The 25,639-nt window shown below is 65.1% G+C and carries 32 protein-coding genes; 15 read left to right on the plus strand and 17 right to left on the minus strand.

The genetic code is table 11. The features are described 5' to 3' along the window. Positions 1 to 15 precede the first annotated feature (15 nt). The 11 genes from nosZ (at position 16) to VRZ08_RS05815 (ending at position 11,502) form a co-directional block, all read left to right on the plus strand. The gene (gene nosZ, locus VRZ08_RS05765) at positions 16 to 1,953 is read left to right on the plus strand and encodes a TAT-dependent nitrous-oxide reductase (RefSeq protein WP_414531909.1); all 1,938 of its coding nucleotides are present in this window, start codon (positions 16 to 18) and stop codon (positions 1,951 to 1,953) included. Positions 1,954 to 1,955: 2 nt separating this feature from the next. Further along, complete coding sequence (locus tag VRZ08_RS05770) at positions 1,956 to 3,320, plus strand: nitrous oxide reductase family maturation protein NosD (RefSeq protein WP_414531910.1); 1,365 nt, start codon at positions 1,956 to 1,958, stop codon at positions 3,318 to 3,320. Then, a complete protein-coding gene (locus tag VRZ08_RS05775; protein ID WP_414531911.1) occupies positions 3,317 to 4,222 on the plus strand; it encodes an ABC transporter ATP-binding protein in 906 nt (301 codons plus the stop codon). Before VRZ08_RS05770 ends, VRZ08_RS05775 begins: the two co-directional genes overlap by 4 nt. Then, positions 4,219 to 5,046: an ABC transporter permease gene (locus tag VRZ08_RS05780; RefSeq protein ID WP_264076340.1), complete on the plus strand. Its 828-nt coding sequence runs from the start codon at positions 4,219 to 4,221 to the stop codon at positions 5,044 to 5,046. The genes VRZ08_RS05775 and VRZ08_RS05780 overlap by 4 nt, the downstream gene beginning before the upstream one ends. Then, a complete protein-coding gene (locus VRZ08_RS05785; RefSeq protein WP_414531912.1) occupies positions 5,043 to 5,594 on the plus strand; it encodes a nitrous oxide reductase accessory protein NosL in 552 nt (183 codons plus the stop codon). The genes VRZ08_RS05780 and VRZ08_RS05785 overlap by 4 nt, the downstream gene beginning before the upstream one ends. Positions 5,595 to 5,605: 11 nt before the next feature. After that, positions 5,606 to 6,604 carry an FAD:protein FMN transferase gene (locus VRZ08_RS05790; RefSeq protein WP_414531913.1) on the plus strand — a complete coding sequence of 333 codons (999 nt, stop codon included), beginning with the start codon at positions 5,606 to 5,608 and terminating at the stop codon, positions 6,602 to 6,604. 38 nt (positions 6,605 to 6,642) lie between these two features. Then, the gene (locus VRZ08_RS05795; protein ID WP_414531914.1) at positions 6,643 to 7,113 is read left to right on the plus strand and encodes a hypothetical protein; all 471 of its coding nucleotides are present in this window, start codon (positions 6,643 to 6,645) and stop codon (positions 7,111 to 7,113) included. Positions 7,114 to 7,199: 86 nt separating this feature from the next. Beyond that, a complete protein-coding gene (locus VRZ08_RS05800; protein ID WP_414531915.1) occupies positions 7,200 to 7,490 on the plus strand; it encodes a DUF2249 domain-containing protein in 291 nt (96 codons plus the stop codon). Continuing rightward, positions 7,487 to 8,764, plus strand: a complete 1,278-nt coding sequence (locus tag VRZ08_RS05805) for a hypothetical protein (protein ID WP_414531916.1) — start codon at positions 7,487 to 7,489, stop codon at positions 8,762 to 8,764. Before VRZ08_RS05800 ends, VRZ08_RS05805 begins: the two co-directional genes overlap by 4 nt. 18 nt (positions 8,765 to 8,782) lie before the next feature. After that, positions 8,783 to 9,292, plus strand: a complete 510-nt coding sequence (locus VRZ08_RS05810) for a hemerythrin domain-containing protein (RefSeq protein ID WP_414531917.1) — start codon at positions 8,783 to 8,785, stop codon at positions 9,290 to 9,292. Next, positions 9,289 to 11,502, plus strand: a complete 2,214-nt coding sequence (locus VRZ08_RS05815; protein WP_414531918.1) for a sensor histidine kinase — start codon at positions 9,289 to 9,291, stop codon at positions 11,500 to 11,502. The genes VRZ08_RS05810 and VRZ08_RS05815 overlap by 4 nt, the downstream gene beginning before the upstream one ends. 12 nt (positions 11,503 to 11,514) lie before the next feature. Here the strand turns inward: VRZ08_RS05815 and VRZ08_RS05820 are convergent, their stop codons facing one another. From VRZ08_RS05820 to VRZ08_RS05860, 9 genes are all read right to left on the minus strand, one after another. Continuing rightward, on the minus strand, positions 11,515 to 11,844 hold the full coding sequence (locus VRZ08_RS05820; RefSeq protein WP_414531919.1) for a hypothetical protein: 330 nt from the start codon (positions 11,842 to 11,844) through the stop codon (positions 11,515 to 11,517). 46 nt (positions 11,845 to 11,890) lie between these two features. Further along, positions 11,891 to 12,544, minus strand: a complete 654-nt coding sequence (locus tag VRZ08_RS05825) for an alpha/beta fold hydrolase (RefSeq protein WP_414531920.1) — start codon at positions 12,542 to 12,544, stop codon at positions 11,891 to 11,893. Positions 12,545 to 12,556: 12 nt separating this feature from the next. Continuing rightward, complete coding sequence (locus VRZ08_RS05830; protein ID WP_414531921.1) at positions 12,557 to 12,805, minus strand: DUF378 domain-containing protein; 249 nt, start codon at positions 12,803 to 12,805, stop codon at positions 12,557 to 12,559. A 203-nt stretch (positions 12,806 to 13,008) separates the two neighbouring features. After that, positions 13,009 to 13,869: an SDR family oxidoreductase gene (locus tag VRZ08_RS05835; protein WP_414531922.1), complete on the minus strand. Its 861-nt coding sequence runs from the start codon at positions 13,867 to 13,869 to the stop codon at positions 13,009 to 13,011. Positions 13,870 to 13,936: 67 nt separating this feature from the next. Further along, positions 13,937 to 14,305, minus strand: a complete 369-nt coding sequence (locus VRZ08_RS05840) for a response regulator (RefSeq protein WP_414531923.1) — start codon at positions 14,303 to 14,305, stop codon at positions 13,937 to 13,939. Beyond that, the gene (locus tag VRZ08_RS05845; RefSeq protein WP_414531924.1) at positions 14,302 to 16,203 is read right to left on the minus strand and encodes a PAS domain S-box protein; all 1,902 of its coding nucleotides are present in this window, start codon (positions 16,201 to 16,203) and stop codon (positions 14,302 to 14,304) included. Before VRZ08_RS05845 ends, VRZ08_RS05840 begins: the two co-directional genes overlap by 4 nt. A 75-nt stretch (positions 16,204 to 16,278) precedes the next feature. Then, positions 16,279 to 16,476 (minus strand): hypothetical protein, encoded by a 198-nt coding sequence (locus VRZ08_RS05850; protein WP_107355237.1) that lies wholly within the window; start codon positions 16,474 to 16,476, stop codon positions 16,279 to 16,281. A gap of 135 nt (positions 16,477 to 16,611) precedes the next feature. Continuing rightward, the gene (locus VRZ08_RS05855) at positions 16,612 to 17,289 is read right to left on the minus strand and encodes an HWE histidine kinase domain-containing protein (protein WP_414531925.1); all 678 of its coding nucleotides are present in this window, start codon (positions 17,287 to 17,289) and stop codon (positions 16,612 to 16,614) included. A gap of 8 nt (positions 17,290 to 17,297) precedes the next feature. After that, positions 17,298 to 18,065, minus strand: coding sequence for a Crp/Fnr family transcriptional regulator (locus VRZ08_RS05860; protein ID WP_346297220.1), 768 nt, complete (start codon positions 18,063 to 18,065; stop codon positions 17,298 to 17,300). Between the two features lie 315 nt (positions 18,066 to 18,380). Here VRZ08_RS05860 and VRZ08_RS05865 point away from each other — a divergent pair, with 315 nt between their 5' ends. Further along, positions 18,381 to 18,662 carry a hypothetical protein gene (locus tag VRZ08_RS05865; protein WP_414531926.1) on the plus strand — a complete coding sequence of 94 codons (282 nt, stop codon included), beginning with the start codon at positions 18,381 to 18,383 and terminating at the stop codon, positions 18,660 to 18,662. A 37-nt stretch (positions 18,663 to 18,699) separates the two neighbouring features. Here VRZ08_RS05865 and VRZ08_RS05870 read toward each other — a convergent pair whose 3' ends face one another. Both VRZ08_RS05870 and VRZ08_RS05875 read right to left on the minus strand, forming a co-directional pair. Continuing rightward, a complete protein-coding gene (locus tag VRZ08_RS05870; RefSeq protein WP_414531927.1) occupies positions 18,700 to 19,263 on the minus strand; it encodes a DUF1236 domain-containing protein in 564 nt (187 codons plus the stop codon). 68 nt (positions 19,264 to 19,331) lie between these two features. Further along, positions 19,332 to 20,207, minus strand: a complete 876-nt coding sequence (locus tag VRZ08_RS05875) for a manganese catalase family protein (protein ID WP_414531928.1) — start codon at positions 20,205 to 20,207, stop codon at positions 19,332 to 19,334. A gap of 181 nt (positions 20,208 to 20,388) precedes the next feature. Here VRZ08_RS05875 and VRZ08_RS05880 point away from each other — a divergent pair, with 181 nt between their 5' ends. Then, a complete protein-coding gene (locus tag VRZ08_RS05880) occupies positions 20,389 to 20,676 on the plus strand; it encodes a hypothetical protein (RefSeq protein ID WP_414531929.1) in 288 nt (95 codons plus the stop codon). Between the two features lie 104 nt (positions 20,677 to 20,780). Here the strand turns inward: VRZ08_RS05880 and VRZ08_RS05885 are convergent, their stop codons facing one another. The 3 genes from VRZ08_RS05885 to VRZ08_RS05895 all read right to left on the minus strand — a co-directional run bounded on the left by VRZ08_RS05885 (position 20,781) and on the right by VRZ08_RS05895 (position 22,102). Continuing rightward, complete coding sequence (locus VRZ08_RS05885; protein ID WP_414531930.1) at positions 20,781 to 21,575, minus strand: Crp/Fnr family transcriptional regulator; 795 nt, start codon at positions 21,573 to 21,575, stop codon at positions 20,781 to 20,783. A 131-nt stretch (positions 21,576 to 21,706) separates the two neighbouring features. Next, on the minus strand, positions 21,707 to 21,901 hold the full coding sequence (locus VRZ08_RS05890) for a hypothetical protein (protein WP_414531931.1): 195 nt from the start codon (positions 21,899 to 21,901) through the stop codon (positions 21,707 to 21,709). 27 nt (positions 21,902 to 21,928) lie between these two features. Next, the gene (locus VRZ08_RS05895) at positions 21,929 to 22,102 is read right to left on the minus strand and encodes a hypothetical protein (protein WP_414531932.1); all 174 of its coding nucleotides are present in this window, start codon (positions 22,100 to 22,102) and stop codon (positions 21,929 to 21,931) included. Positions 22,103 to 22,208: 106 nt separating this feature from the next. Here VRZ08_RS05895 and VRZ08_RS05900 point away from each other — a divergent pair, with 106 nt between their 5' ends. Continuing rightward, positions 22,209 to 22,331: a hypothetical protein gene (locus VRZ08_RS05900; protein WP_414531933.1), complete on the plus strand. Its 123-nt coding sequence runs from the start codon at positions 22,209 to 22,211 to the stop codon at positions 22,329 to 22,331. A 4-nt stretch (positions 22,332 to 22,335) separates the two neighbouring features. Here VRZ08_RS05900 and VRZ08_RS05905 read toward each other — a convergent pair whose 3' ends face one another. Further along, positions 22,336 to 23,073, minus strand: a complete 738-nt coding sequence (locus VRZ08_RS05905; RefSeq protein WP_414531934.1) for a DUF72 domain-containing protein — start codon at positions 23,071 to 23,073, stop codon at positions 22,336 to 22,338. Positions 23,074 to 23,190: 117 nt separating this feature from the next. Here VRZ08_RS05905 and VRZ08_RS05910 point away from each other — a divergent pair, with 117 nt between their 5' ends. After that, on the plus strand, positions 23,191 to 23,976 hold the full coding sequence (locus VRZ08_RS05910) for an SDR family NAD(P)-dependent oxidoreductase (RefSeq protein WP_414531935.1): 786 nt from the start codon (positions 23,191 to 23,193) through the stop codon (positions 23,974 to 23,976). Positions 23,977 to 24,179: 203 nt separating this feature from the next. On the opposite strand, the gene VRZ08_RS05915 is transcribed toward VRZ08_RS05910, so the two are convergent. Together VRZ08_RS05915 and VRZ08_RS05920 are read right to left on the minus strand one after the other, a co-directional pair. Further along, complete coding sequence (locus VRZ08_RS05915) at positions 24,180 to 25,262, minus strand: patatin-like phospholipase family protein (protein ID WP_414531936.1); 1,083 nt, start codon at positions 25,260 to 25,262, stop codon at positions 24,180 to 24,182. Further along, positions 25,222 to 25,638, minus strand: coding sequence for a hypothetical protein (locus tag VRZ08_RS05920; RefSeq protein ID WP_414531937.1), 417 nt, complete (start codon positions 25,636 to 25,638; stop codon positions 25,222 to 25,224). The genes VRZ08_RS05915 and VRZ08_RS05920 overlap by 41 nt, the downstream gene beginning before the upstream one ends. Position 25,639 lies beyond the last annotated feature (1 nt).

Consider the following 25,639-nt stretch of genomic DNA (forward strand, 5'->3'; position numbering starts at 1 on the left):
CCCAAGGAGAGCACTATGGGCGACCAGGATCACGGACACGGCCTTAGCCGACGAACGCTACTCGGAAGCAGTGCCGTCGCGGCCGGCGTCGGCATCGTCGGCGGTGCGACGCTCGGCACCGGCGGCACGCTGATCGCAGCCGCGGAAGCGCAAACCAAGCCGAGCAGCCCGGCGCGTCCAGCGATTCAGAAAAGTGAAGTCCATCCGGGTGAGCTCGATGAATACTACGTGTTCTTCTCCAGTGGTCAGTCGGGCGAACTGCGGATCGTCGGCCTGCCGTCGATGCGCGAGTTGATGCGGGTGCCGGTGTTCAACCGCTGCAGCGCCACCGGCTGGGGCCAGACCAACGAAAGCCTCAAGGTGCTGACCGAGGGCCTGCTGCCCGAGAGCCGCGAATTCCTGAAGAGCCGCGGCGGCACTTACGTCAACGGCGACCTGCATCACCCGCATCTGTCGTTCACCGAAGGCACCTATGACGGCCGCTACGCCTTCATGAATGACAAGGCCAACACCCGCGTCGCGCGTGTCCGTCTCGACGTGATGAAGTGCGACAAGATCATCCAGCTGCCGAACCAGCACACCGTTCACGGTCTGCGCGTGCAGAAATATCCGCGCACCGGCTACGTCTTCTGCAACGGCGAAGACCGCGTGCCGCTGCCGAACGACGGTCAAAACCTGACGAAGACCAAGGACTATCATGCGATCTTCACCGCGGTCGACGGCGACACCATGAAGGTGGCCTGGCAGGTGATGGTCGACGGCAACCTCGACAACGTCGATGCCGACTACCAGGGCAAGTACGCCTTCGCCACCTGCTACAACTCGGAAGAGGGTGTCACCGCCGCCGAGATGACCGCCAACGACCAGGACTGGGTGGTGATCTTCAATCTCAAGCGAATCGAAGAGGCGGTGAAGAAGGGCGACTTCAAGGAGATGGGCGGCGTGCCGGTGATCGACGGCCGCCATGGCTCGCCCTACACCCGCTACGTGCCGGTGCCGAACGGCCCGCACGGCATGAACACTGCGCCGGACGGCATCCACATCGTCGCCAACGGCAAGCTGTCGCCGACCGTGACGGTGATGGACGTGCGGCTGTTCGACCAGCTGTTCGACGACAAGATCAAGCCGCGCGACGTCGTCGTCGCTGAGCCCGAACTCGGCCTCGGCCCGCTGCACACCGCCTATGACGGCAAAGGCAACGGCTACACCACGCTGTTCATCGACAGCCAGATCTGCAAGTGGAACATCGATTTGGCCAAGCGCGCCTACAAGGGTGAGAAGGTCAATCCGATCATCGACAAGCTCGATGTGCACTATCAGCCGGGCCACAACCACTCGTCGATGGGCCAGACCAAGGAAGCCGACGGAAAGTGGTTGATCTCGCTGAATAAGTTCTCCAAGGACCGGTTCCTCAATGTCGGCCCGCTGAAGCCGGAGAACGATCAGCTGATCGACATTTCCGGGGAGAAGATGAAGCTGGTGCACGACGGCCCGAGCTTCGCCGAGCCGCATGATGCGACGATCGTGCATCGCTCAAAGATCAATCCGATCTCGGTCTGGGATCGGGCGGATCCGATGTTCGCCGATGCCGTGAAGCAGGCCAAGGCCGACGGCGTGAAGCTGGAGGAAGACTCCAAGGTGGTTCGCGACGGCGACAAGGTGCGGGTCTACATCGTCGCCACCGCGCCGAACTTCGGCCTCACCGAGTTCGACGTGAAACAGGGCGATCACGTCACCGTCTATGTCACCAACATCGACACGATCGAAGACCTCACCCACGGCTTCTCGATCGTCAACTACGGCATCCAGATGGAAGTCGCGCCGCATGCCACCGCGTCGGTATCCTTCACCGCCGATCGTCCCGGCGTGTACTGGTACTATTGCTCCTGGTTCTGTCACGCCATGCACATGGAGATGAAGGGGCGGATGCTGGTCGAGCCGAGGAACGTCTGAGAATGGCAATGACGGTGCGATCGATGATCATGGTTGTGGCGGCGCTGTTCAGCGTGGCTGCAACCGGCGCGGCTTCGGCCGCGCGGATCGAGGTCGTGCCGTCGTCGGACCTGCAGGCGGTGCTGAACGGCGCCAGCGACGGCGACATCGTCGCGCTGGCGCCGGGGGACTATCGCGGGCCGATCAGGATCGAGCGCAAGCTCGAACTGATCGGTCAGCCCGGCGCTGCCGTGCTCGGGCATGGGCAGGGCAGCGTGATCACCGTGGTGGCTCCAGACGTCACGGTGCGTGGCCTGTCGGTGCGCGGCTCCGGCCGCGACCCGCAGGCGATGGATTCGGGGATTTTTCTGACGCAGACGGCCGAGCGGGCACTCATCGAAGGCAACCGCCTCGAGGACAATCTGTTCGGCATCAACGTCCATGGCGCCCGAGGATCACGGGTCGCCCATAACACCATCGACGGCCTGCGCGGCCTCCGCCTCAACGATGCCGGCAACGGCGTGCGGGTATGGAATGCGCCGGATGTCGTCGTCGACGGCAACACCATCCGCTACGGTCGCGACGGGATATTCTCGGTGACGAGCACGAAGGATCGCTTCATCAACAACCGGTTCGAGAAGGTGCGGTTCGCGGTGCACTACATGTACACCAACGACAGCGAGATCAGCGGCAACGTCTCGGTCGGCAATCATGGCGGCTACGCCATCATGTATTCCAATCGGCTGACGATCCTCGGCAACGTCTCCGAGCGAGATCGCGATTTTGGGCTGTTGCTCAACTACGCCAATTTCTCGCGCATCGAGCGCAATCGCGTGGTCGGCGGGCCGTTGTCCGGGATCAGTGCCGATTTCGAAGGCGCAGATGCCGATAAGGGCATGATGCCGGCCGAGCACGGCGCCGCGAATAGGCAGTTCGGCCCGACCAAATGCGTGTTCATCTACAACGCCAACAAGAACCGGTTTCGCGACAACTGGTTCGAGAGTTGTGACATCGGCGTGCACTTCACCGCCGGTTCGGAAGGCAATGAGATCGTGGGTAATGCGTTCATCGGCAACCGCAATCAAGTCAAGTACGTCGGAACCCGTGACCTCGACTGGTCGAAGGATGGCCGCGGCAATTATTGGAGCGACAATCCGGCCTTCGACCTCAACAACGATGGCATTGCCGACGCCGCCTATCGGCCGAACGATCTGGTCGACCGCGTGCTATGGACCGCGCCGGCCGCCAAGGTGCTGATCAACAGCCCGGCCGTGCAGGTGCTGCGTTGGACGCAGAGCCAGTTTCCCGCGCTGTATCCCGGCGGGGTGGTCGATACCCATCCGCTGATCGCGCCGCCGGCGCGGCCGATGCCGGGAGTGGGGCCATGACTGCAACCGTCGCCATCGAGCACGTCGAGAAGCGTTACCGCGCGGTGAGGGCGCTGCACGACGTGTCGTTCGCGCTCGAGCCGGGACGGCTCAGCGCGCTGGTCGGCCACAATGGCGCCGGCAAGACCACGCTGATCAAGCTGATGCTCGGCCTGATCCGTCCTGACCGGGGCTCGATCCGCGTGCTCGGTGAGAACCCTGCGGCCGGCGAGTTCGCCGGTCGTCGCAGCCTTGGTTTCCTGCCGGAGAACGTCGCCTTCAACGCCGCGCTGACCGGGCGCGAGACGCTGGCGTTCTACGCGCGGCTGAAGGGGAGCGACGCCAAGCAAGGCGCGGCTCTGCTGGAGCGGGTCGGCCTCGGCGAGGCATCGCGGCGCCTGGTGGGGACATATTCGAAGGGCATGCGACAACGGCTCGGGCTGGCGCAGGCACTGCTCGGCCGGCCGCGCGTGTTGCTGCTCGACGAGCCGACCACGGGTCTCGATCCGGCGCTGCGGCTGACATTCTACGAAATCCTCGACGAGTTGCGGCGCGATGGCGCCACCGTGCTGATCTCCTCGCATGCGCTCGACGAACTCGAAGGCCGCGCCGAGCAGGTTCTGATCATGAATCGCGGCATCCTGGTCGCCGACGGCACGCTCGCCGAGCTGCGTGCGCTCGCGGGACTGCCGATCCGGCTGACGCTGAAGCTGGCTGATCCGGTCGCGCGTCCGGCATGGCTGCCGAACCATGCTGTCGTCGCGCATGGCCGCTGCGAGATCGGCGTAGCCGATCACGCGGGCAAAATGGGACTGCTGCGGCAGGCGGCAGGCGATCCAGCCGTCACCGACATTGGTGTCGCCGAGCCGACGCTCGACGAACTGTACGCCCATTTCCTTCGGCAGCAGGAGCGGGCGGCATGAAGGCTATTGGTGTCATAGCCCTGAAGGAAATTCAGGAAGGCCTGCGCAATCGCTGGGTATTCGCGGCGACGCTGCTGCTCGCCGGGCTATCGCTGTCGCTGACGCTGCTCGGCAGCGCTCCGACCGGCCATGTCGGCGCCGCGGCGCTCGATGTGGTGATCGTCAGCCTGTCGAGCCTGACGATCTTTCTGTTGCCGCTGATCGCGCTGTTGATCTCGCACGACGCCATCGTCGGCGAGATGGAGCGCGGCACCATGATCTTGCTGCTGAGCTATCCGATCGCTCGGACCCACGTCATTCTCGGCAAGTTTCTCGGCCACGTCACCATCCTGAGCTTCGCGACGCTGGTCGGCTACGGTGTCTCGGCGCTCGCGCTGGTGATCAGCGGGACCCCGGTGTCGCCGCAGAGCTGGGCTTCTTTTGCAGCGATGCTCGGGACTTCGGTGCTGCTCGGTGCGGTGTTCGTCGCTCTCGGCTACGCGGCCTCGAGCCTGGTGCGGCAGCGCGGCACGGCAGCCGGCATTGCGGTCGGCATCTGGCTGTTACTCGTGCTGGTGTTCGACATGGCGCTGCTCGGCCTGCTGGTGGTCGATCAGGGCCGGCTGATCTCGGCAGGCGTGCTCAACGTGCTGCTGTTCTTCAATCCGACCGATCTGTATCGGTTGAGCAATCTGACCGGCACCAATGTCAGCCAGTTCGCCGGCATGGCTGGGCTTGCCGGCACGGTTCAACCCAGTTTCGGCGGCCTGCTGGCCGGAATGGCGGCGTGGATCGCGTTGCCGCTCGGCCTTGCGATCGCCGTGTTTGCCCGGAGGGAGCTATGAGGATTTCAGGTCATATCGTCGTGCTCGCGGCCGCGCTGCTGCTCGTTGGCTGCAACGACAAGTTGGGCTCTGCCGTGATGCCGCCGCCGGTGGCGCTGAACGTCGACGCGATGGGCGTGTTCTGCGGCATGAACCTCGTCGAGCATCCGGGTCCCAAGGGACAGATTCTCACTGCAAGCCGGATCGACCCGTACTGGTTCTCCTCGGCACGGGATGCGGTCGCCTTCACGCTGATGCCGGATCAGCCTCGTGATATCCGCGCGATCTACGTTTCGGATATGGGCCGGGCGCCCAACTGGGAACAGCCTGGTGAGACCAACTGGGTCGACGCCAAGAAGGCATTCTTCGTGATCGAGAGCCGCAAGCGCGGCGGGATGGGTGCGGCCGAGACCGTGCCGTTCGGCGATCGCGCGGCCGCCGACGCGTTCGTTGCGGCGAATGGCGGGCGCGTTGTGACGTTCGATGCCATTCCCAGCAACTATGTGCTCGGCAGCGATACGCCGTCGGCGAGCGATCATCATGGCGCCGCCGAAACGCGGATGAACTAGCGAGAACCACAATGTCGCAGTCAGCACTCACCCGGCGGCGTTTCGTCACCATCGCGGCCAGCGCCTTCGGGATGGCGATGCTGGGACGGGCCGTGCCGTCGCATGCCAGCGAGCCGGTGCGCTGGCGCGGCTCCGCGCTTGGCGCTCAGGTGTCGATCGAAATCCATCACCCGGATCGTGCCGCCGCGGCGAAGCTGGTGGAGACGAGCGTCCGTGAAGTGCGCCGGCTCGAACAGGTGTTCAGCCTATATCGCTCGGACTCGGCGATCTGCGCGCTAAACCGATCCGGGGTACTGATCGCGCCGGACCCGGACATGGTGGCGCTGCTGCGGACGACACTCCGTCTGTCCGAACAGACCGGCGGCGCTTTCGATCCCACGGTGCAGCCATTGTGGGAGCTGTATCAACGTCACTTCGAGCGGGCAGGGGCCGATCCGGCCGGCCCGGCCACGGCTGATGTCGCAGGCGCGCTGGCGAAGGTCGGTTACCACGACCTCCTGGTTTCGGCCGACCGCATTGCGCTGAAACGACCGGGCGCCGCCATCACGCTGAATGGTATCGCCCAGGGCTTCGCCACCGATCGCGTAGTCGATCTGCTGCGCAACGACGGCATGACGACCACGCTGGTCGACATCGGCGAGATCCGGGGGATCGGCGGAAAGCCTGACGGGACACCGTGGCGGGTTGGCCTGGCCGATCCGGAGAAGGCCGGCGCGGAGCTTGGCACCGTCGAGTTGGTGGATCGTGCTATCGCAACGTCATCCGGCGCAGGCTTCCGCTTCGATCCGGCGGGGCAGTTCACGCATTTGTTCGATCCATCGACGGGACGCAGTCCGTCGATGTACCGTTCTGTCAGCGTGGTCGCGCCAACCGCGACGGAGGCCGATGCACTGTCGACCGCCTTCAGCGTGCTCGACCGCAGCCGCATCGCCGCGATCCTTCGCGCGCGGCTGAGCGTCGAGGTGTTGCTGGCGGATGCAGAGGGGAGCGTGCAGTGGCTGCGCGCCTGACGAAGCGCGTGCTGCTCTGACGCTGCGGTGATGTCGTGATGCTGGATTGGCCGACCGTCTTTCGTATCATCCATGTGCTCGGCGTGGTGCATTGGATCGGCGGACTGCTGTTCGTCACCTTCGTGATCCTGCCGAGCCTTCTGGACATGGAAGCGACGAAGCGGCTGCCGTTGTTCGATGCGCTGGAGCGGCGCTTTGCCGCCCAGGCGCGCATCTCGACGCTGCTGGTCGGGATCTCCGGTTTCTTCATGCTGTACGCCTACGATCGCTGGGCGCAGCTCGCCGATCCGCAATTCTGGTGGCTCGGCGCGATGCTCGGGCTGTGGGCGATCTTCATCGTGATGCTGTTTGTCGCCGAGCCGCTGTTTCTGCACGCCTGGTTCGACGCGCGGGCACGGCATGATCCAGACCGCGCATTCCGGGTGGCGCTCCGCGGCCATCGGGTGCTGAGCACGATTTCGCTGATCACCGTGCTCGGCGCGGTCGGCGGTGCCCACGGGCTGTTCTGACCCGCCATTCGCGATTGAGCTTGCGACAGAACAACGATGGCCGGGGCCGCTCGGTTAGCGTCGGCTGAGCCATGGAGTGAGCCGCGATGAGCCGCAGCAAAGACCAAGCCGAACGTGGACGCCGCTGGTATGTCGGCGACCGGCTGCACCTCGACGTCCGCGGATTGCCGTGTCCCGAACCGCTGGTCGCCGTGCTGCGCCTGATCGATGGCGGGGACGCCGGTGACGGCCTGACGGCGCTGGTCAGCCAAGAGCCGCTGCTGCTGTATCCTGAGCTGGACGCGCGCGGCTGGTCCCACCGCCTGGTGACGCCGGCCGGCGACACGCTGCTGCGGGACGGCGAGGTGGTGCTCGAAATCCAGCGAGGCTCGGCATGATTGGCGCCAGCGGATTTCTCGGCACGGCCAAGAGCCGGCTGCTACCGGCTTCGGTGCCTTTCCGGTTCTTCGTCGCCGCGGCGGTGTGCCACGTGCTGCTGTGGGGCGCCGTCCTGTTCGCGGCGAATGACTTCCCGCGGTTTCGCGGCGGCGCCGGACCGTCGCTGGCCGCGGTGCATTTGCTGACGCTCGGCGTGCTGACTTTCACCGCGGTCGGCGCCGCCGTGCAGCTTCTTCCCGTGGCGACCACCAAGCCGCTGGCGGCGGTCTGGCCGATCCGGCTGGCATCCTGGTTGCTGATCCCCGGCGCCATGGTGCTGATTGCCGGCATGGCGATTGTCGACAGCGCCTGGATGATCGGCGGGGCTGCAGCGTCGACGCTCGGGCTGTTGCTGTTCGCTGCGCTGCTCGCCGACAATCTGCGCCGCGCCGGCAGCATGCCGGTGGTGCGCGCCTATGGCTGGGCGGCGTTTGCGTCGCTGATCGTGCTCGTGGCGCTTGGGCTTGCGCTGTCGCTCGATGACCGGTTTGGATTTCTGATCGATCACGCCGCCGCAGCCCGCGCTCACATGATCCTCGGCGGTTTCGGTTTCATGGGCATGCTGGCGCTCGGCTTCAGCCATGTGCTGATCCCGATGTTCGCGCTGTCGAATGCACCGGATCAGCGTACGGCGTGGCTCGGCTTTGTCACCGCCGCGGCCGCAGTGGCGCTCGGCACGATCGGGGCGCTCCGCGATGCCGTTGCGCTGCAGACCGCGGCCTGCGTGGTCGGTGCGGTTGCGGTCGGCCTGCATCTCGGCCTGATGCGCGTCGCGCTCGCCGGCGGCATGCGCAAGCGTCTCGGCCTGTCGTTCGTACTGATCCGTTTCTCCTGGGTGATGCTGGCGCTGACGCCGCTCGCCGCGCTCGCTGCGTTACAGGGCTGGGCTGGTGTCGGCGGGCCGACGTTGTTCGGCCTGGTGGCGCTCGGCGGCTGGCTGATGACGTTCCTGCTCGGTGTGCTGCAGCGGATCGTGCCGTTTCTGGCCTCGATGCATGTCAGCCGCGCCAGCGGCGGGCCGCCGCTGCTGACGGATCTCGGTGTTGTCGCTCCGCTCAAGATGCACGCCGTCTGCCATCTGATCGCGATTGCCGCGTTGGCGCTGGCGATCGTGTTCGACATTCCGCAGCTCGCTGCCGGCGCTGCGATGGTCGGCGCCGCCGGAGCGCTCGCCTTCGCTGCTTACATTGGAAGCGTGCTGCCGTCGTTGACGTCCGGCCGCACCCGCAACTGAGGTCATAAGGAGCCCGCCATGTTCGCCAATCGCATCAGCCAGACCCTGCACGACGAACATCGCGCCACCATCGCGCTGATGGAGCGACTGGAGGCGGCGATTTCGCGTCGGCAGCCGATCAGCATCGCCGATTCCGCGGGCGCGCGGCTGCTCGCCGATCTCGCTGCCGCGATCGAAGCCGACACGCTGCGCCATTTCGACTTCGAAGAAACCCAGCTGTTCACGATGTTCGACTCGGTCGGCGACCAGCTGATCGGCGATCACCTGACCGAGGAGCACAGCTTTATGCGGCCGCTCGGCGAGAAGCTGATCGCACGGGCGCGGGCCGCTCAGACTGGCGGCTTCGACGCCGAGAGCTGGCGCGAGTTCAGCCGCTTCGGCGCCGAGCTGGTGCAGCGCATGGTGGTGCATGTCCAGAAGGAAGAGATGGCGCTGCTGCCGCTGCTCGATCAGACCATGGACGACGCCACCGAAGCTCGCCTCTACGATGCCTATGTCCGCGCCTCGCAAGGAGCGGAAGCGACATGACCGCATCGCCCGCCGCGCCCCGCGGCTTCGGCCGCTTGATCGGCATCCACGGCCGGCTGGTGCTGATCGCGCTGGTCGCGGCGGTGCCGATGCTGATCCTGGCGCTGGTGATCGTGGCCCAGCTCACCGACAGCAAGCGGCAGGTTAAGAACGAGGCGCTGCTGTACTCGGGTCGGCTGCTGCTGGAAAGCGTCGATAAGGAGATCAGCCGCTACGTCTATGCGGCGGAAACGCTGACGGCCTCGCCGGGGCTACTGGCGGATGATCTATCCGGTTTTCGCAGTGAGGCGGCCCGTACGCTGGCGGCGTTGCCGTTCGCCAAGATCCAGGTCGCCGATCGCAACGGCCGTGTCCTGCTCGACAGCACGACGGCGGGCAGCGATCCGCAGCCATTGGCCGATGCCGATGTTCTTGCGGCTGGGCAGCGCGCGGTGGCGACGGCGACGCCGCAGATCGGGTATCTGGCTCGTACGCTCGACGGCGAGACGGTGATCGGGATCACCATGCCGGTGCTGCGCGATGGGATGGTCGTTCGTCAACTCATCATCGAGATCGAGCCCCGGCAGATCCGCGCGCTGCTCGATGCCCAGCATCTGCCGGAAGGTTGGGAAGCCGCGATCGCAGATCGCAACGGCCATCTGGTGGCACGCTCGTTGCCGGGCGAATGGGCCGGGCGGGCGATTTCACCGAGCTGGCGCGGCCTGTTGGGGCGCGAGGGGCTGCAGGAATTCTCGACGCCCGAGGGCGTGCTGAAAGTCTCGTCGGCATTCCGCTCGCAGCTCACCGGCTGGACCATCGCGGTGGGGCAGCCCAAGGAGATCTTCGAAGCGCCGATCCTGCAGACGTTTCAGCTCGCGCTCGCCGCGGGCTTGATCGTGATCGTGATCTCCTGCGGATTGGCGGCCTGGATCGCCCGCAGCGTGACGTCGCCGATCCGCTCGCTGGCCGCCAGCGCGACCGCGCTCGAATGCGCCGAGCGGATCACGATGCGCCGATCCGGCATCCCTGAGTTCGACCGTGCCTTCCGCGCCTTCGACGAGGCGGCGCGGCTGGTGATCGCGCATCAGCGCGCATTGCACGACAGCGAGGAGCGGATCAGCGTCGCTCAGGACGCCGCCCATGCGGGGATTTGGGAATGGCGCATGGAGGACAACCGTCAGATCTGGACCGATCCGCTGTTCAGGCTGTACGGGCTGCGGCCGAAGGCCCGCCGTCCGTCGTTCGACACCTGGATCTCGGTGATCGACCCCGCCGATCGCACGCGGGCGGTCGAAGCCGTCGAGCAGGCGGTCGCCGCCGGTCGCGAATTCGAGGTGCAGTGGCGCGTGGAATCTGGCGCGGACGCTGAGCCGCGCTGGCTGCTGTCGCGCGGCCGGCCGCTGCGGGGGCCGGACGGTGAGGTCGAACGCTACGTCGGGATCGTCATCGACATCACCGAGCGTAAGCGCATGGAGGAGGCGGTCCGGGAAGGCGAGGTGCGGCTGCTGCACGCCGCCCGGCTGTCGGAGATCGGCCGGATGGCTGCAGCTTTGGCGCACGAGGTCAACCAGCCGCTCGCGGCGGTGGCCAACTACATGGCCGGCGCGCGGCGGATGATCGATCAGGACACCGAGCCGAGCCTGCTGATGCGTAAGCTCAAGGATGCGGTCGAGAAGGCGAACGGTCAGGCGCTGCGTGCTGGTGAGATCATCCGGCGCCTACGCGAGTTCGTTGGCGTAGGTGATTCCGAACGGACGATTGAGGACGCGCGCTCCGTGCTGCAGGACGCCGCGCTGCTCGCCACCATCGCGGCGGAGCACGATGGCATCACAGTCCGAACCGCTTTCGCTGACTCTGGTGAGGTGCTGGTCGACAAGATCCAGATCCAGCAGGTGGTGCTCAATCTGGTCCGCAACGCCATTGAAGCGATGGCGGGCGCGTCGACCAAACAATTGACGCTGGGCCTACAGCAGCAAGGTGGCCATCTCGAATTTAGCGTGAGCGACACCGGCGCTGGCATCGCGCCGGATGTGCGCGAGCGGCTGTTCAGTCCGTTCTCGACGACCAAGCCGGGCGGCATGGGGATCGGCTTGTCGGTGTGCCGCGAGATCGTCGAAGCACATGGCGGCAAGATCTGGGCGGAGACTAATCCCGCGGGCGGCATGGTGTTCAGCTTCACCTTGCCGCTGCTCCGCGAGGAATTGGCGATGGCCGAGCAGGGCGCGGCGTAGCGCTGCGACGCTCTATTGCGGCCGGCTGTCTGAGGACGGCGGGAGATCGTCGTCGTTCGGGCGCCGGCCGAGGATCGTGACCTGCTCGTCGTAGCCTCGGCGGCTGCTGTAAAACACCAGCACCATCAGACCGATGCCGATCACCAGCGAGAACGCGATGCCGATCGTCATAGCGATGTAGCCTTGCGCCGGCACCTCGACGTCGCCGACCACGAGCCCCTCATAGGCGAAGAACACCGCCAGGCCGAGCAGCACGAGCAGCGCCGCCACCGTTGCCCATACGCCGATCGAGGTCTTTCGGGGCGGGGGACGGCGCGGTTCGGCAGAGGGTGTCGGATCCATGATCATCGTCTCCGCTGTTGCTGGGCGTTCCCCGCCCGCAACAAACCTACGCCTGACGGAGCCATTGGTTCTGCCGCCACCGGCTGAGTGCCATCACGCCAAAATGGCCGAGCGGCTCGAACACTACGTTGTCGATCGGCACCGTCGCCGCGGCACGCTTGACCAGGGCCCGCCTGCGGGCCCGGGGAACGTAGCGATCGAAGCTGCCGACCGAGAACCGGCTGGCCGGATCGATCCGATCGAGCCATTCGATCGGGTGGAGGCCACGTAGTGCGCGGGTAAAATCACCGAGCGTGACGCCGGCCGCTTCGGCCTCGCGGCGCACCGGTCGCGCCGCGGGACTTTGCCAAATCATCAGGTCGCCGCGATCGGCCGAAGCGAAGCTCCATAGTGGCGTGCGATAGCGGCCGGCCAGCAGCGTCGCGGGCACCGATCCCATGCTGAGGCCGACCAGCACCGGCGGGCGTCGACGCTCGATCTGGTCGGCGGCATCCTCGATCACCGCGCGATTGGCCCGCGCGCAGGCCTCTGGGTCAGCAGTCGCGACTGCGGCAGGCAGCTCGTAGCAGAGCCGCCATTGCCGCAGTCCGACCAGACCGAAGTCGAGCGCGGTCTTGAAGCTGGTTCGCCATGGCAAGAAGTAGATCGCCCCGTTCGGGTCGTTGCCGACGATCCGGCGAAACCGATCTGCGCGCGCCATGGCAGTCGTCCGTCAGTAGGTGCTGGTGCCGTAGCTCGCGCCGCGCGACGACAGCAGGCGGGACAGCGACACGATCTGGTACAGCGCCGACAGCGCCACCAGGATGTACACGATCCGCGCGGCGGCTGACGAGGTCGCTGTCTCGTTCGTGCCGTTACCGAGAATGGCGGTGACGAGATCGAAATCGAACAGGCCGACGAGGCCCCAGTTCAAACCGCCGATGATGATCAGCAGAAGCGTCAGGGCGTTGATGATGCGCATGGTGTTCTCCGTTGCTGTTGGTGATCCAACAGTGCGGAGAGAGGCGCGTTCCTAAGGCGAAGCGCCGCGCTGTGCATGCTTATTAGGAACGTCGGGCTCTGTCGAGGCGGGGGTCGGCATCGCTTAGTATGCAATGACGAAAGCCCTTGGGATGCCTCAGGTTGGCGCGGAGGGCGCTGAGGCCGAACCGCAGGGGTGCTGTCTTAGATGAAAGGCTTGCCGCCAGTCACCGCTACTGTCGTTCCGGATGTGTAGCTGGACAGCGGATCGGCCAGCATCACATAGGCGGTGGCGAGTTCGGCGGGCTGGCCGGCGCGGCCGAGCGGGACCTGCTTGCCGAAGTTCTTCACCGAGTCCTCGGGCATCGTCGATGGAATGAGCGGCGTCCAGATCGGGCCGGGGGCGACCGCATTGGCGCGGATGCCTTTGTCGGCGAGCATCTGCGCCAGGCCGCCGGTGAAGTTCTGGATCGCGCCCTTGGTCGTTGCGTAGGCGAGCAGGATCGGGTTCGGCATATCGGAATTGACCGACGCGGTGTTGATGATCGCGCTGCCCGGCTTCATGTGCGGCACCGCGGCCTTGGTCAGATAGAACATCGCGTGGATGTTGACCGCAAACGTGGTCTGCCACTCCTCGTCGCTGATGTCGCCGATATCGTTGAAGGTGGCCTGATGCGCGGCATTGTTGACCAGGATGTCGATGCCGCCGAGTTCCTTGACGGCGCGGTCGACCAGTTTGCGGCAATGATCCGGCTGGCTGATATCGCCGGCCACGAGCACCGCCTTGCGGCCCTCGGCCTCGACCAGCGTCTTGACCTGCTGGGCGTCTTCGTCCTCGTTCAGATACGCGATGAGCAGGTCGGCACCCTCGCGGGCGTAGGCGATCGCGACCGCACGTCCGATGCCGCTGTCGCCGCCGGTGATGATCGCGACCTTTCCGGTCAGCTTGCCTGAGCCCTTGTAACTGTGTTCGCCATGATCGGGACGCGGCGTCATCTTGTCGGTCGAGCCCGGCATTGATTGGCGCTGGCTCGGGTAGGGCGGCTCCGGATAAGTCTGCGTCATCGGCTGCTCCTCGTGTTGCAGCGCTAACCGCGGGGGAGCGTGGCTGTTCCTTGGCGGAGCCGATCGGTTAGCTGTCGAACAGCGCGCTGATCACCGTTTCAGGATCGGCCGGCTTCTCGCATCGGACGATGTGATCGAACCGCGGCGGAATGGTGTGGTGGTCATAGCCGGTCGCGAACACGAACCGCACGCCGCGCGCGGTGAGTTCGTCGGCGAGCGGGAAGACCATCCTGCCTTGCAGATTGATGTCGAGCACCGCGCCGTCGAGATGCGGGTTCGACGACAGAGCAGCCATCGCGTCCTCGACCCGCGAAAACGGGCCCACCACTTCGGCGCCGCTTTCCTCGAATTTGCGCACCATGTCGTCGGCAATGAAGTACTCGTCCTCGACCAGGAGAATACGCCGGCCGGACAGGGCTGAGGATGGACTGCTCATGGCGCCTGCTCCGCTTCGGTCGTATCGAGAGGAAGGCTGATCGTGCATCGCACGCCGGTGTCCCTCAACTCGAATGTTGTGGTCGCGCTCAGCGCGTAGGGCAGTGCGCGTTCGATCAGTCTGCGTCCATAACCGCCGGTCTGCTCGCCCTGGGTATCGGGTTGTTCCGGGCTGCGGCCGTGTTCGATCCAGACGAGTTCGAGCTGGCGGTCAGATTGTAGCATGCGAACCTGCCAGATGACGTCCAGTCGTCCGGTCAGGATCGCCAGAGCCCCGTATTTGCGAGCATTAGTCGCCAGTTCGTGCAGCGCCAGTGCCAGGGTCTGAACGCTCGAATTCCGCAGCGGCACATTGGGCCCGCTGATCGTGACGCGGGTTTTGTCGATCGCACCCAAGGCATCCAGCGCCACCCGCACAAGTGTAGCGATGGTAATTGGTTCCTGGGCAGAGCGTGACAGCAGCCCCTGGACGCGGGCGAGCGCCGCTAGCCGGTCGTTGAACTGCGATCGAAACTGTTCCATCGTCCGGCTGGTCGACATTGTCTGCCCAGCGATCGACTGCACCACGGCGATCAGATTTCGGGTGCGGTGCTGAAGCTCGGTCACCATCACTTCCTGCCGCTGCTGCATCCGGCGCAGGGTGTCGATGTCGGTGGACGTTCCGAGCCAGCTCAGGATTTCGCCGGCGCTGTCTCGCACCGGCGCAGCCCTGATCGCGAACCAGCGATAGTTGTCGGTGTGGCCATGCCGAATCCGGTACTCGGTCTTGAACGCGCCGGCGTCGTGGGCCTCCGACCACGCCTTCAGCGCCAGGGGACGATCATCCGGATGCACGGCCTCCTGCCAGCCGAAGCCCAAACTCTGCTCGGTTGGCAGGCCGGTGAAGTCGCTCCATTGCGGGCTCGACCAGATCCAGCTGCCATCCAGCGCTGCCTGCCAGACCAGTTGCGGAATGCCTTCGATCACGGCGCGCAACCGTGTCTCGCTCTCGCGGATTCGTTCTTCATTGCGGCGTCGTTCGGTGACGTCCTGGCCGATCTTGAGGAAGCCGTGAACTTGTCCGTCCGGCCCCTGAACGCTGGTGACGCTGCCCTCGATGAACACACGTGAGCCCTCCTTGTGGACGTGCCAGCGGACGTTCGGCGCCGCGCCTTCACGCCGGGCGGTCTCGATCTCCTTGACATCCTCGCCGCGGGCCCGGTCCTCCGGCGTGAACAACATGTTGGCCGATCGGCCCTTGGCCTCTTCGGCCGTCCATCCGAACACCGCCTCTGCACCAGGTAGCCAGTCGATGATCCGATCGACCGCATCGGTGGTGAAGATCGCATAATCGTGGGCGGCTTCGACGATCACCCGGAACCGTTCTTCGGCTTCACGCAGCGCGCGCATCTTGTTGAGACGATCGATCACCGGGCCGAGGATGGTGGAGTAAGTGCGAAGGAACTCCACGTCATCCTGTGAAAAGTCGCGCGGGTTGCTGCTGTCGACCTGGAGCAGGCCGTAAGGGCGGCCGCCCGGCAGAAAGATCGGCACATTGGCGAGCGCGACGACGCCCGCGGCCTTCAGGAAGGCCGGCAGCTCGAACCTCGCCTCGATCCGGACATCGCGGCTTGTGACGGGCACGCCGGCCTCGATCGAGAACGTCTCGGACGTGAGTTCGCGCATCGGCAGGCGAAGGTTGCCAACGATGCCAGCGTCCCAGCCGACGCCGGCGCGCACGAACAGGCTCTGGGTACGTTTTTCGATTTCCAGAACTTTCGCCCGATGAGTGCCGAGGGCGTCGCCGACGAGGCGGCAAGCCTCGGTCAGAATGTCGGTGAGATTTTCATTGCGAAGCGCAAACTCACCGAAGTCGGCCAGGAGCTGCTGCCGCTTTCGCCATTGTTGGTGATCGTCCATCGCCGGACTCCGGTGAGAATCGGCGCCTTCAACCCCGGGAGGGAGAAGGCGTTCCTGGGCCGATTCACCGTGCGGTCAGCGGCGCGCCTCGCGAGATTCAAGCCAAGCGATGATTCCAAGCGCGGCTTCCATCGACCGTGCCCGGCGTTCCCAGTTCTCGTGAGCTTCGCGATCGCCGCTCTCTTCGGCTTCCTGCTTCCAGCGGTCGGAAAACACCGACAGCCGTTGCTCGAGCGACAGATGCTGCTTGGTTCGGTTGCGACGCTTCTTCACGCAGATCCCTTTCGTCGTTGGGATCAGGCTAGGAGCGGAGCATCCTGGATGCATTCACCTATGCTAATTGAACGGCAAAAGAGGGCGCACAACGGCGCCAACCGGGCGGGAATTGTCAAGACTACTTGACAATTCTCAGCCAGCGCCGCCTCGACCGACCCGTTCCGACAAGGGAAACTGGATGGTGCAGCGAAACCCGTCAGGCTCGAATGCGAGGGCGGTATTAGCCTTGAGTTCATATTCGAGTGTGCGGGTCAGCACCTCTGTGCCGAAGCCGTTGTGGGATGGCTCGGCAACAGCCGTGGTATCAGTTTCTTTCCAGACGAAGGTCAGCAATGGAGCTGGGCCGTCGCCATCGATCCTCCAGGAAATCGCGATGCTGCCGTTACCGCCGAGGGCGCCGTGCTCGACGGCATTCACCGCCAGTTCGTGCACGGCGAGTGCGAGCACCTGGCCGGCGCGGGCCTGCAGATGCAGGTCTGGTCCGGCGAGGGTGGCGCGCTCGCCGTCGCGGACCTGATAGTGCAGCAATTCGTCGGCCAGCAGTTTGTGGAAGTCGATCGCTCCCTGTTCGTCCGCTGCTGCCTGGGCGCGCATCAAGGCGTCGAGGCGGTCCTCGAGATGACCGACGTAGGAATCGAGATCGCGCCGGGCGCCCGCCGATTTTCGGATGATCGTGCGCAGCATGGCCATGGTGCTGCGGAGGCGGTGCCGCAGCTCGCCCGGAGCATCACGTTGGTCGAGTAGCCGGCGCAGACGGCGGTTGTCCGCTTCGAGTTCGGCGATCCGGTTGTTGGTGTCGTCCATCGGCATGCGCACGCTCACAGCGAAGTCTGGTTGACGTCTGAGCCGTCGGCGTTCAGCAGCGAGAGCGGGCCGAACCGGTGCAGATAACCATCGTCGAAGAACGCCAATTCGCGCAGGCCTTCGAGGTTGTGAATCGTCAAGCGGCGACCCCGCAGTGAAATCATGCCGGTCTTTCTCAGCTCCTGCAGCGAGCGGTTGATATGCACCATCGACAAGCCGAGCAGATCGCCGAGGTCCGCCTGGGTGATCGGCATGTCATAGGAGAGCTCGTCGCCATCTACGAGGCCGATCATCCCCAGCCGTAGATGCAGCTCGCAGAACAGGTGACCGAGCCGTTCGGTCGCGCTGCGGCGCCCGAGGCTGACCAAGTGTTCGCGCTCGATCGCGGAGGCGACCAGCAGGTCCCACCATAGCGCTTCTTCGATCCGGGGGCTGAGCTGCGCCACGCTGCGGATCGCATCCGTGCGGACCTGTGCGATCACGCAAGGCGTCAGTGCGCCGATGGCGTGGTCCATGAAACGGGGAAGCACGCCGAACGGCTCACAAAGGTCGCCGGGGAGGAACAGCGAGATGATCTGGCGGCGGCCGTTCTCCAAGGTGGTGTAGCGGCATGCCCAGCCGTCGACCACCAGCGGCAGGTAGCGTGGCTGTCCGCCGAGCGGCACGACGTCCTCGCGGGCGCCGATGGTGCGGGTCGACTGAGTGAGGCGGAGAAGCGTCTCCTCGTGCTCTTTGGTCAGTCGCGCTCCATGTCGGAGCTTCCGAAGAAACGGGTGAACCATCGGCAGGCCTTTACGAATGGCTCCGTCGAGCAACCTTGATCACGCCCTGATACCCGGATCAATCAATTCTACACTCGCGAAAAGCGGACACAGGTGCATTGCGCCCGTGAAATGTGTGATCGCGCGGTATCGTACCGATTTTATCGGTAGGCTCAGACCACGGGGCGACTGCAACGCAACACGTCGTCGGTGAATTGGTTCCCTCGCGGGTCTGGCTCCCCACGATCGTGCCATTTCGCCGGTCTGGCGATCGGCCAGTTTTACCTAGGTTAGAGACGGTGGTCGGGGAGCGATACTATCCTTCGGATCAATCCTGTGGACTTCCTCCGCATCCGATCCACCAGCCGCGAGCGGCACCTGGCCGAGACAGTGATGATCGAGGACGACTTCGATAGCCGCACCGTGGCCAACATGACGGTCGCTCTCGAGCGGATTTGCGGGACGTTACCCGATGGCGAGGATCACGCCGTCCGGGCGCGGGTGGCGGAGGCGATCCTGACCTGCGCACGCGAGGGCCGCCGCACCCTCGGCGACTTTGAAGCGGCAGGGCGTCGTGTGTTGCGGCGTCCGCCCGAAGAGGCCCCCGGCACCGACTGACGGAGCATGCAGCGGTTTGGTAAAGCGCTGCCGGCCATCAAGCAGCCAGCGGCACCAGCGCTACGATGCGGCGGGTGTGCCGGTCGACGATCACCAGCCGATCAGCTACGACGAGACACTGGTCGCCCCAATAGCCGTTCATGATCTCTGTGACTTCCGGCGGCAGATCGCTCAGCGCGATCTGGTCTGGGACAAGGACGCCGATCATCAATTCAAACCTTGCCTTGTCGGCGCGCTGCAGATCCGACTGGCCGGCGATGAAGCTGCTGACTTGGCGGCGCTGATCGTCCGACAGTGATAGCGGCTGGGCAGAACTTTTGATCGCGTGCTGGCGCTCGCCCGCCGGGCCGGGCTGGCCGCCCGGGTCGTTCTTGCCGACCGTGCTTTCCCCGGAGCGCTGTGCCTGCTTACTGGGAAGCGTGGTGACGTCTCCGCCCGTCGAGCCGCCCGCACTGCCGGGCGCGCGGCCGTGCGGATTATCGAGAAACGACCAGCCGAGCACACCGAGAAACAGCACTGCGGCGACGACGGCTGCGACCAGCATCATGCGCTGGTTGCCACCGAGGTCGCGGTTGCCGGATCGCTTCCTTCGCTCGTTCATGTGATCTATCCAATCGAACTCACGAGGACGACCCGGTGAGCGGGTGCACCGCGCTCACCGGGTCATGGTCATTCGGCGGCAATCGCCTTGGAGTCGATCTGTTCGCTCTGAGCGCCGGAGAGGGGACGGGCAGGGCCGAGCACTGGTTCTTCTCCCAGCGGTTCGAAATGACCGGCGTAGAACTCGCCGCGGCCGTCCATCGACGGGCCGGTTGAGAACCGTCCCTCCGGCGGCGGCGTGCCATCGCGCGAGGTGCCCATCATGAAGTAGCTGAAGCGCTGGTGCTCCTGACGTTGATCGAAGCTATTCGGGATCGGCAGCGTCGCGGCGCCGCCGAGCTCTTCGATGACTGCAAGCCACTGCTGCTGATGCATGGTGTCGCGCGCGATCATGAAGTGCAGCATATCCCGCATGCCGGGGTCGGACGTAGAGTTGAACAGCCGCACCGCCAGCGTCCGCCCGGTGGCTTCGGCGGCGACGTTGCAATACATGTCGGCGGCGATATTGCCGCTGGCGTAGATGTGCGAGCAGTCGAACGGCACGCCGTCGGAATTCGCCGGGAAGGCTGCAAGGCCGGTCGAGAGCAGATGGCGCTGCATCATGCCTTCGAGCACTTGACGCGTGCTCTCGCCGCCCATCACCGCGCCGACCACCTTGTCGGCGACACCTTCTTCCTGTGCGCTCAGTGGCGCATCTTCGAGGTTCAGCGCGACCGCGGTCGCCAGCATCTCGACGTGCCCCATCTCCTCGGTCGCGGTATTGAGCAGCAGGTCGCGATACTTGTTGTTCGGCGCGCGTGCGCCCCAGGCTTGGAAGAAGTATTGCAAGCAAACCCGGATCTCGCCTTCGATGCCGCCAATCGCCTGCTGAAGCTGCCGGGCGAAAAGAGGATCTGGCTTCTCGACACGGACAGGATATTGCAGCCGCTTGTCATGGTAGTACATCGAGTTGTCCTTTCGAGCTCTGGGAAGTCCGGCGCGAGCTGCATCGAGGCTCGTCGTCAGCTGGTCGGCCAACCGATCGTCATGACCATCGTTCCTAATTGAACACCTGCTGATCGTCCGCTGATCTGGAACGTTGGATGCAGGCATTGATTGGTGGTGATCATCACCAGGGAGGACTGCGGTGGAAGACACCATCAAGAGCCCGTTCGACAAACAGCCGGCCGAAGGATCGCGCGAGACAATCGACCGGCAGCTCGCCCAGCAGGAGCAGCGGGAGCAACAGAACGTCGGGGCGCAATTCCGCGATCAGCTCGGCAGCGCGGTGCTGGAAGTGTGGGGCGATCTGCCGCGCGATCTGCAGGAAGCGATTTTCGAAATCGCGATGCGAAATGCGCCGGAGCAGCGGAATGAGCTCGCCAAGCTGCTGCACGAGCGCCATCCTCGTACCGAGCAATCGCCGCAGTCGTAGGACACAGCAGGCGGTAGGGACACTGGCTTGATTGCCCGCCGCACGTATCAGAGCTTGGGCCGCAAACACGACCGACGGCATACGGCAGCCATCGATGAAACGCGCTAAAGAGTCGCGATTCGATCGCCGCGATCGGCGATGCGAGGGGGGATGGTTTCGCAGGACCGTTCGATGTGCGGGACGCGGCGCAGATGCAGATAGTCCGGGGTGAACCCTGAGACTTGCACCAGTGCATCCCAATTGGTGATGGTGATCGTCTTCGATCGCCAGTGCAACCACGCGCTGTGGCGCAGATCCTGAATGATGCGGTTGGCGTGAACCGCCGAGATGCCGCACGCCGCGGCGAGATCCGACTGGGTGAACGGCGAAGGGAAGCAGTAGTCGCGCGCCTGGCCGACCGCCTGCAGCCGCGTGGCGATCTCGCACAGCAAATGCGTGACGCGGGTGAGCGAGTCGCGAGCGCCGAGATTGACCACCCAGTTTCGCAACGCTGAGACGTCCGCCAGCGCCAGCATCGCCAGCGCATGCGACATTTGACGACTCTGCGCCGCGATCGACCGGAAGAAGGCATGCGGCACCAACGCCACCACGGCGGGGCCGAGTGCGTTCAGCGTCGCCTGCCGGCTCGGTGCCAGGATCGTGTGTAAATCCGGCACGTCGCCGGGCACGTGGATCGACGTGATCAACGCATCTCCGCGGTCGCCTTCGCGCCAGCACAGATAGCCTTGCAGCACGACGCAACAATCGTCGGAGCGTTCACCTTGGCGGAGGCGTTCGTGCGGCTTGAGATGCCGAATGGTGGCCGGCATGCCAGCAAGCAGCTCGAGGTCTTGGTCGGACAGCTCCGCAAGACTGGTGAGACGGTTGGCCAAATTGGTGAATGCGAAGCCAGTTCGCATCGGCGGTTCACTCTCACTGATGATCACGGCAGCGCAGAGTAGCGAGACGTGACCCCGCGGTCTTTATCATAGGATACAGAGCGATATTGACCGGCCGATGCGAGGCGGGCCGTGCGAAGAGACAAAACGACTCAAGCCGTCTGGCCGGGGGCGTCGTTCCGCGGCGTCTTCTTCGCACGCTGTGGCGTCATGCGATCGCGGTCCTGCTGACTGCCGTCGGTGGTCGAGCCGAGTTCTTCCCGAGCGATATCGTCCTCACTGAACGACGGTTCGCGACCGTTGATCGGCGTGTCGGTCGGATGCGTCAGGCGAGTGCGGTTTGCCATGGTCGGATTCCTCAATGCGTGCGCCGATCAGCGATCCTGCTGATAGCCTTGGTTGTGGGTGTTCTGTTCGATGTTGTCGCGCCGGCCTCGGGTGGTATCGACATCGCGGACGCGGTGATCGTCGTGCGGCGCCGAAGCGGGAGCGGCGCCCGGGCCCTTGGGGCTGCGATTGTCCGGCGGCATTAGTGGTCGCTTCGACATCGCTGGTCCTCCTGCGATGAACGCGAGGCGGTCGGAGCCGTTCCTCAAGGTTGCTGAACGCGCTCCGCCACAGGAACAACCGCCCGCGTCAGCACTTAGGGACACCATGGAAGACGACAAACGTGAAGCCAAACGCACTGGCAATGAACCCGCTCCACTGCTGATGATTGCCGTCGCCGTGGTTCCGCTGATCGCCATCGTGGCCTGGCTGCTGGGCGTATTCGGCTGAGCTCTCAGGGCCGAATGGCTTTCACCATTGCCTGAAGCCGCAGCGCGTCGCCCGGTGCAGCGCTCTTCTGGTCATTGTCGAAATAGACATACACGTCGTAGCCGGCGCGCTTCCAGCCTGCAGCGCGCTTGGCCCAGTGTTCGAGGGCTGCGGCGGAATAGCGGCCTTTGTAACGGCCGCCCGGACCGTGTCCGCGGATGTAAACGAAATCCGCGGTGCGGCGCCACGGCGCCGGCGCGTCGTGGTGATCGGAGAGACACAGCGCGATGTTGGCATCCCGCAGCAGTCTGACCACCTCCGGCGTGTACCAGCTCGGATGGCGGAATTCGAAGGTGTAGCGCCGCCGCGCGGACAGCATCGGCAGGAAATCGCGCAGGCGGCCGGTGTCGACTTCGTACTGCGGCGGCAGTTGAAACAGGATCGGGCCGACCTTATCGCCGAGCAGCGCCAGGCGCTCTTCCATCAGCGCGAGGCTGTTGGCGGATTTCTCCGACAGCCGTTTCCAATGCGTGATGAACTTCGAGGCCTTCCAGGCGAACACGAAGTCCTTGCCGGTTTGATCGTGCCATGATCGCACGGCGGCCGGCGTCGGGGTACGATAAAATACTCCGTTCAGCTCGGTGGTGGCGAGCTGGCTGGCGTAGTACTGCAGCTGGTGCTTGATCGGAAAGCCGTCGGGAAAGAATGGCCCGCGCCACGACTGATAGTGCCATCCCGATGTGCCGATCAAGATCCGCGCCAAGATGATGTGCTCCACGTTGCCGTCGCAACAAGCGGCGTCCGCTGTGCTGGTTCCGAACCGCTGGCGAGGAACGGGCGATGGTGGCGCCTGTTGACCGCGAAATCATCGGAGCATGTCATGACCGAACAACGTCCCTTCGCCGTCGTCACCGGAGCTTCCACCGGCATCGGCTTCGAGCTCGCCAAATGCTGCGCCCAAGCAGGCTTCGATCTGCTGATCGCTGCGGATGAGCCAGAGATCGAAAAGGCTGCCGCCGAGCTGCGCGCTGCCGGCGTCTCGGTCGAGCCGGTGCAGGCGGATCTGTCGACCAAGCAGGGCGTCGACCGGCTGGCGGAGGCGACCAATGGGCGGCCGGTCGATGCATTGATCGCCAATGCCGGCCGCGGGCTCGGACACGCCTTTCTCGATCAGGACATCGAGCAAGCTCGCAAGGTGATCGACACCAACGTCACCGGCACGGTGCTGCTGGTCCACCGCATCGGCAACGAGATGCGCCGGCGGAACGCGGGGCGGATCCTGATCACCGGCTCGATCGCCGGTTTCACGCCGGGCAGCTTCCAGGCGATCTACAACGCCACCAAGTCGTTCCTCAACTCGTTCTCCTTCGCGCTACGTGACGAGCTGAAAGACACCGAGGTGACCGTCACCTGCCTGATGCCCGGTGCGACCGACACCGAGTTCTTCCGCCGCGCCGACATGCTGGATACGGCGGTTGGTACTGCCAACAAGGACGATGCCGGCGAGGTCGCCCGGATCGGCTTCGACGCGATGATGAGTGGTGAAGGCGATGTCGTCAGCGGATGGAAGAATAAGCTACAGACCGCGGCGGCCAACGTGATCCCGTCCGGCGTGCTGGCGAGCCAGCATCGCAAGATGGCGGAGCCGGGCAGCGCCAAGCGCTGAGGCGTACGTGACGGAGGCGATTGAAACGGGCATCCCGCGGATGTCCGGCCGCTTTATGGCGGCAATCACCAAAGTGCGGGTGGAGATACCCGCCTGACCGCAATGGCGCGCACGCCTTCCGACATGAGCGGTGAGGTTGCACTGATGCACGGCGTTGATCGGATGGCGGCGGTCGGGCAGCAGCGGTGCGTTCGCCGACAACGTCAACGGAGTTGCGCGGCCGGCTGCAGCGCCGCTGCCTGAGGTGCGGTGCAACGCCGGATCACGCGGAGTCCGTCGGTCGCTGGGGCGCCAGGCGCAAGGGCCGCCATCATGTCGTCGAACCCGATCTGCCAGCGCTGCGCCAAAGCGCGCCGAGAGAAGTTGAAGCTCTTCTCCGGCCCCGGCTCGCTCGGGCCTGCGCGATAGCTCAACAGGGTAATCTCGTCCTGGAACGCCGCTGCCCCGGCGGCGCTGCGCTCGAGCGCCCTGATACGGATCTTGTCCTTCAAACGCAGGTAGGTTTGATTGCCAAATAGCAGGTCGTTCTTGCGCTCGAGCGCCGCTTCCAGCGAGGCGGGCGGCTGATCGTCGCGTGCATACAGATCCAGCACGAATAGCCGCAAAGGCCCCCCGGACTCGGTTAGGATCGGATCGAACGGCGCATTCATCGACAGCCCGCCGTCGACCAGTGTCCGAACGCCGATCGTCACCGGAGCGAACTCCGGCAAGAAACCACAGCTGGCCAGCAGGTGATCGAGCGCGATTGGCTCGCGGTGGGAGTCGAAAATCACTGGGTCTCCGCTGCAGACGTCCGTGGCGGCGATCGAGAGCCGCAGGTCGCCTCCATTGATGCGGCCGAAATCGATCAACCGCGCGAGCCGGCGGCGCATCGGTCCGAGATCGTAAAGACTGCGGAAGCCGAACGGTGCCGGCAACCTCGGATGGAAGTGGTTCGGGTCGCCGATCAGATGTGCCGTCACCGCGCTGATCCAGCCTTCCAGATGCGGTAGTGGCGACCAAATGGGTTCAGTGCGGGTCAGGCTCCAGAACTCGCGCAAAGCATCAATGCGACGATGCGGCGGATTGCCCGCGATCAGCGCGGCGGTGATTGCGCCGGCTGAGGAGCCCGCGAGCCAGTGCAACGGCTGGGCTGGCTGTGCGAAGGCCTCGAATGCGCCGCCGTGATACGCAGCCAAGCTGAGGCCGCCGGCGAACACTAGGGCAGTGACGGTGCCGTCGTTGTGGTCGGGGCGCCCGTCCAAGCTAAGCGGCCTCCGAGGCGTGGCCGTTGCGGGGCCGAGCATCGTCGGTTAGCGCCTGCGCGCAGGCCCAGTCCAGCATGGTGATGCCACCAACAGCCGCGAGGGCGAGCGCCACGTTGCCGCGTTTCGGATTGTCGCGGCGGAGCTGCAGCGCGAGCGTGCCGACATCGAGCGCGTCGCCGCCGACCCGGCTCCAAACCGATGCGGCCGACTCGGTGGTGAGGATGGCGACACCTGAAGCGATCTCTCGTGCGCCATAGAGCTGCAGCAGGTGCTCGTTGCCTTCCATGCCGAGCGCGCGTGCGAGACGACGCGGCGCCAGCACCTCTGCTGCGCCAAGGCCGAGCGACACCCATCCGAGAAACCTGGCGAGCCGACGGGATTCGCTTGGCGTCATTTGCAGGGAGGCAGAAGTCATC

Origin of the sequence: Rhodopseudomonas sp. G2_2311 (genome assembly GCF_047501505.1) — a bacterium.
In the GTDB taxonomy this organism is placed as follows: domain Bacteria; phylum Pseudomonadota; class Alphaproteobacteria; order Rhizobiales; family Xanthobacteraceae; genus Rhodopseudomonas; species Rhodopseudomonas palustris_H.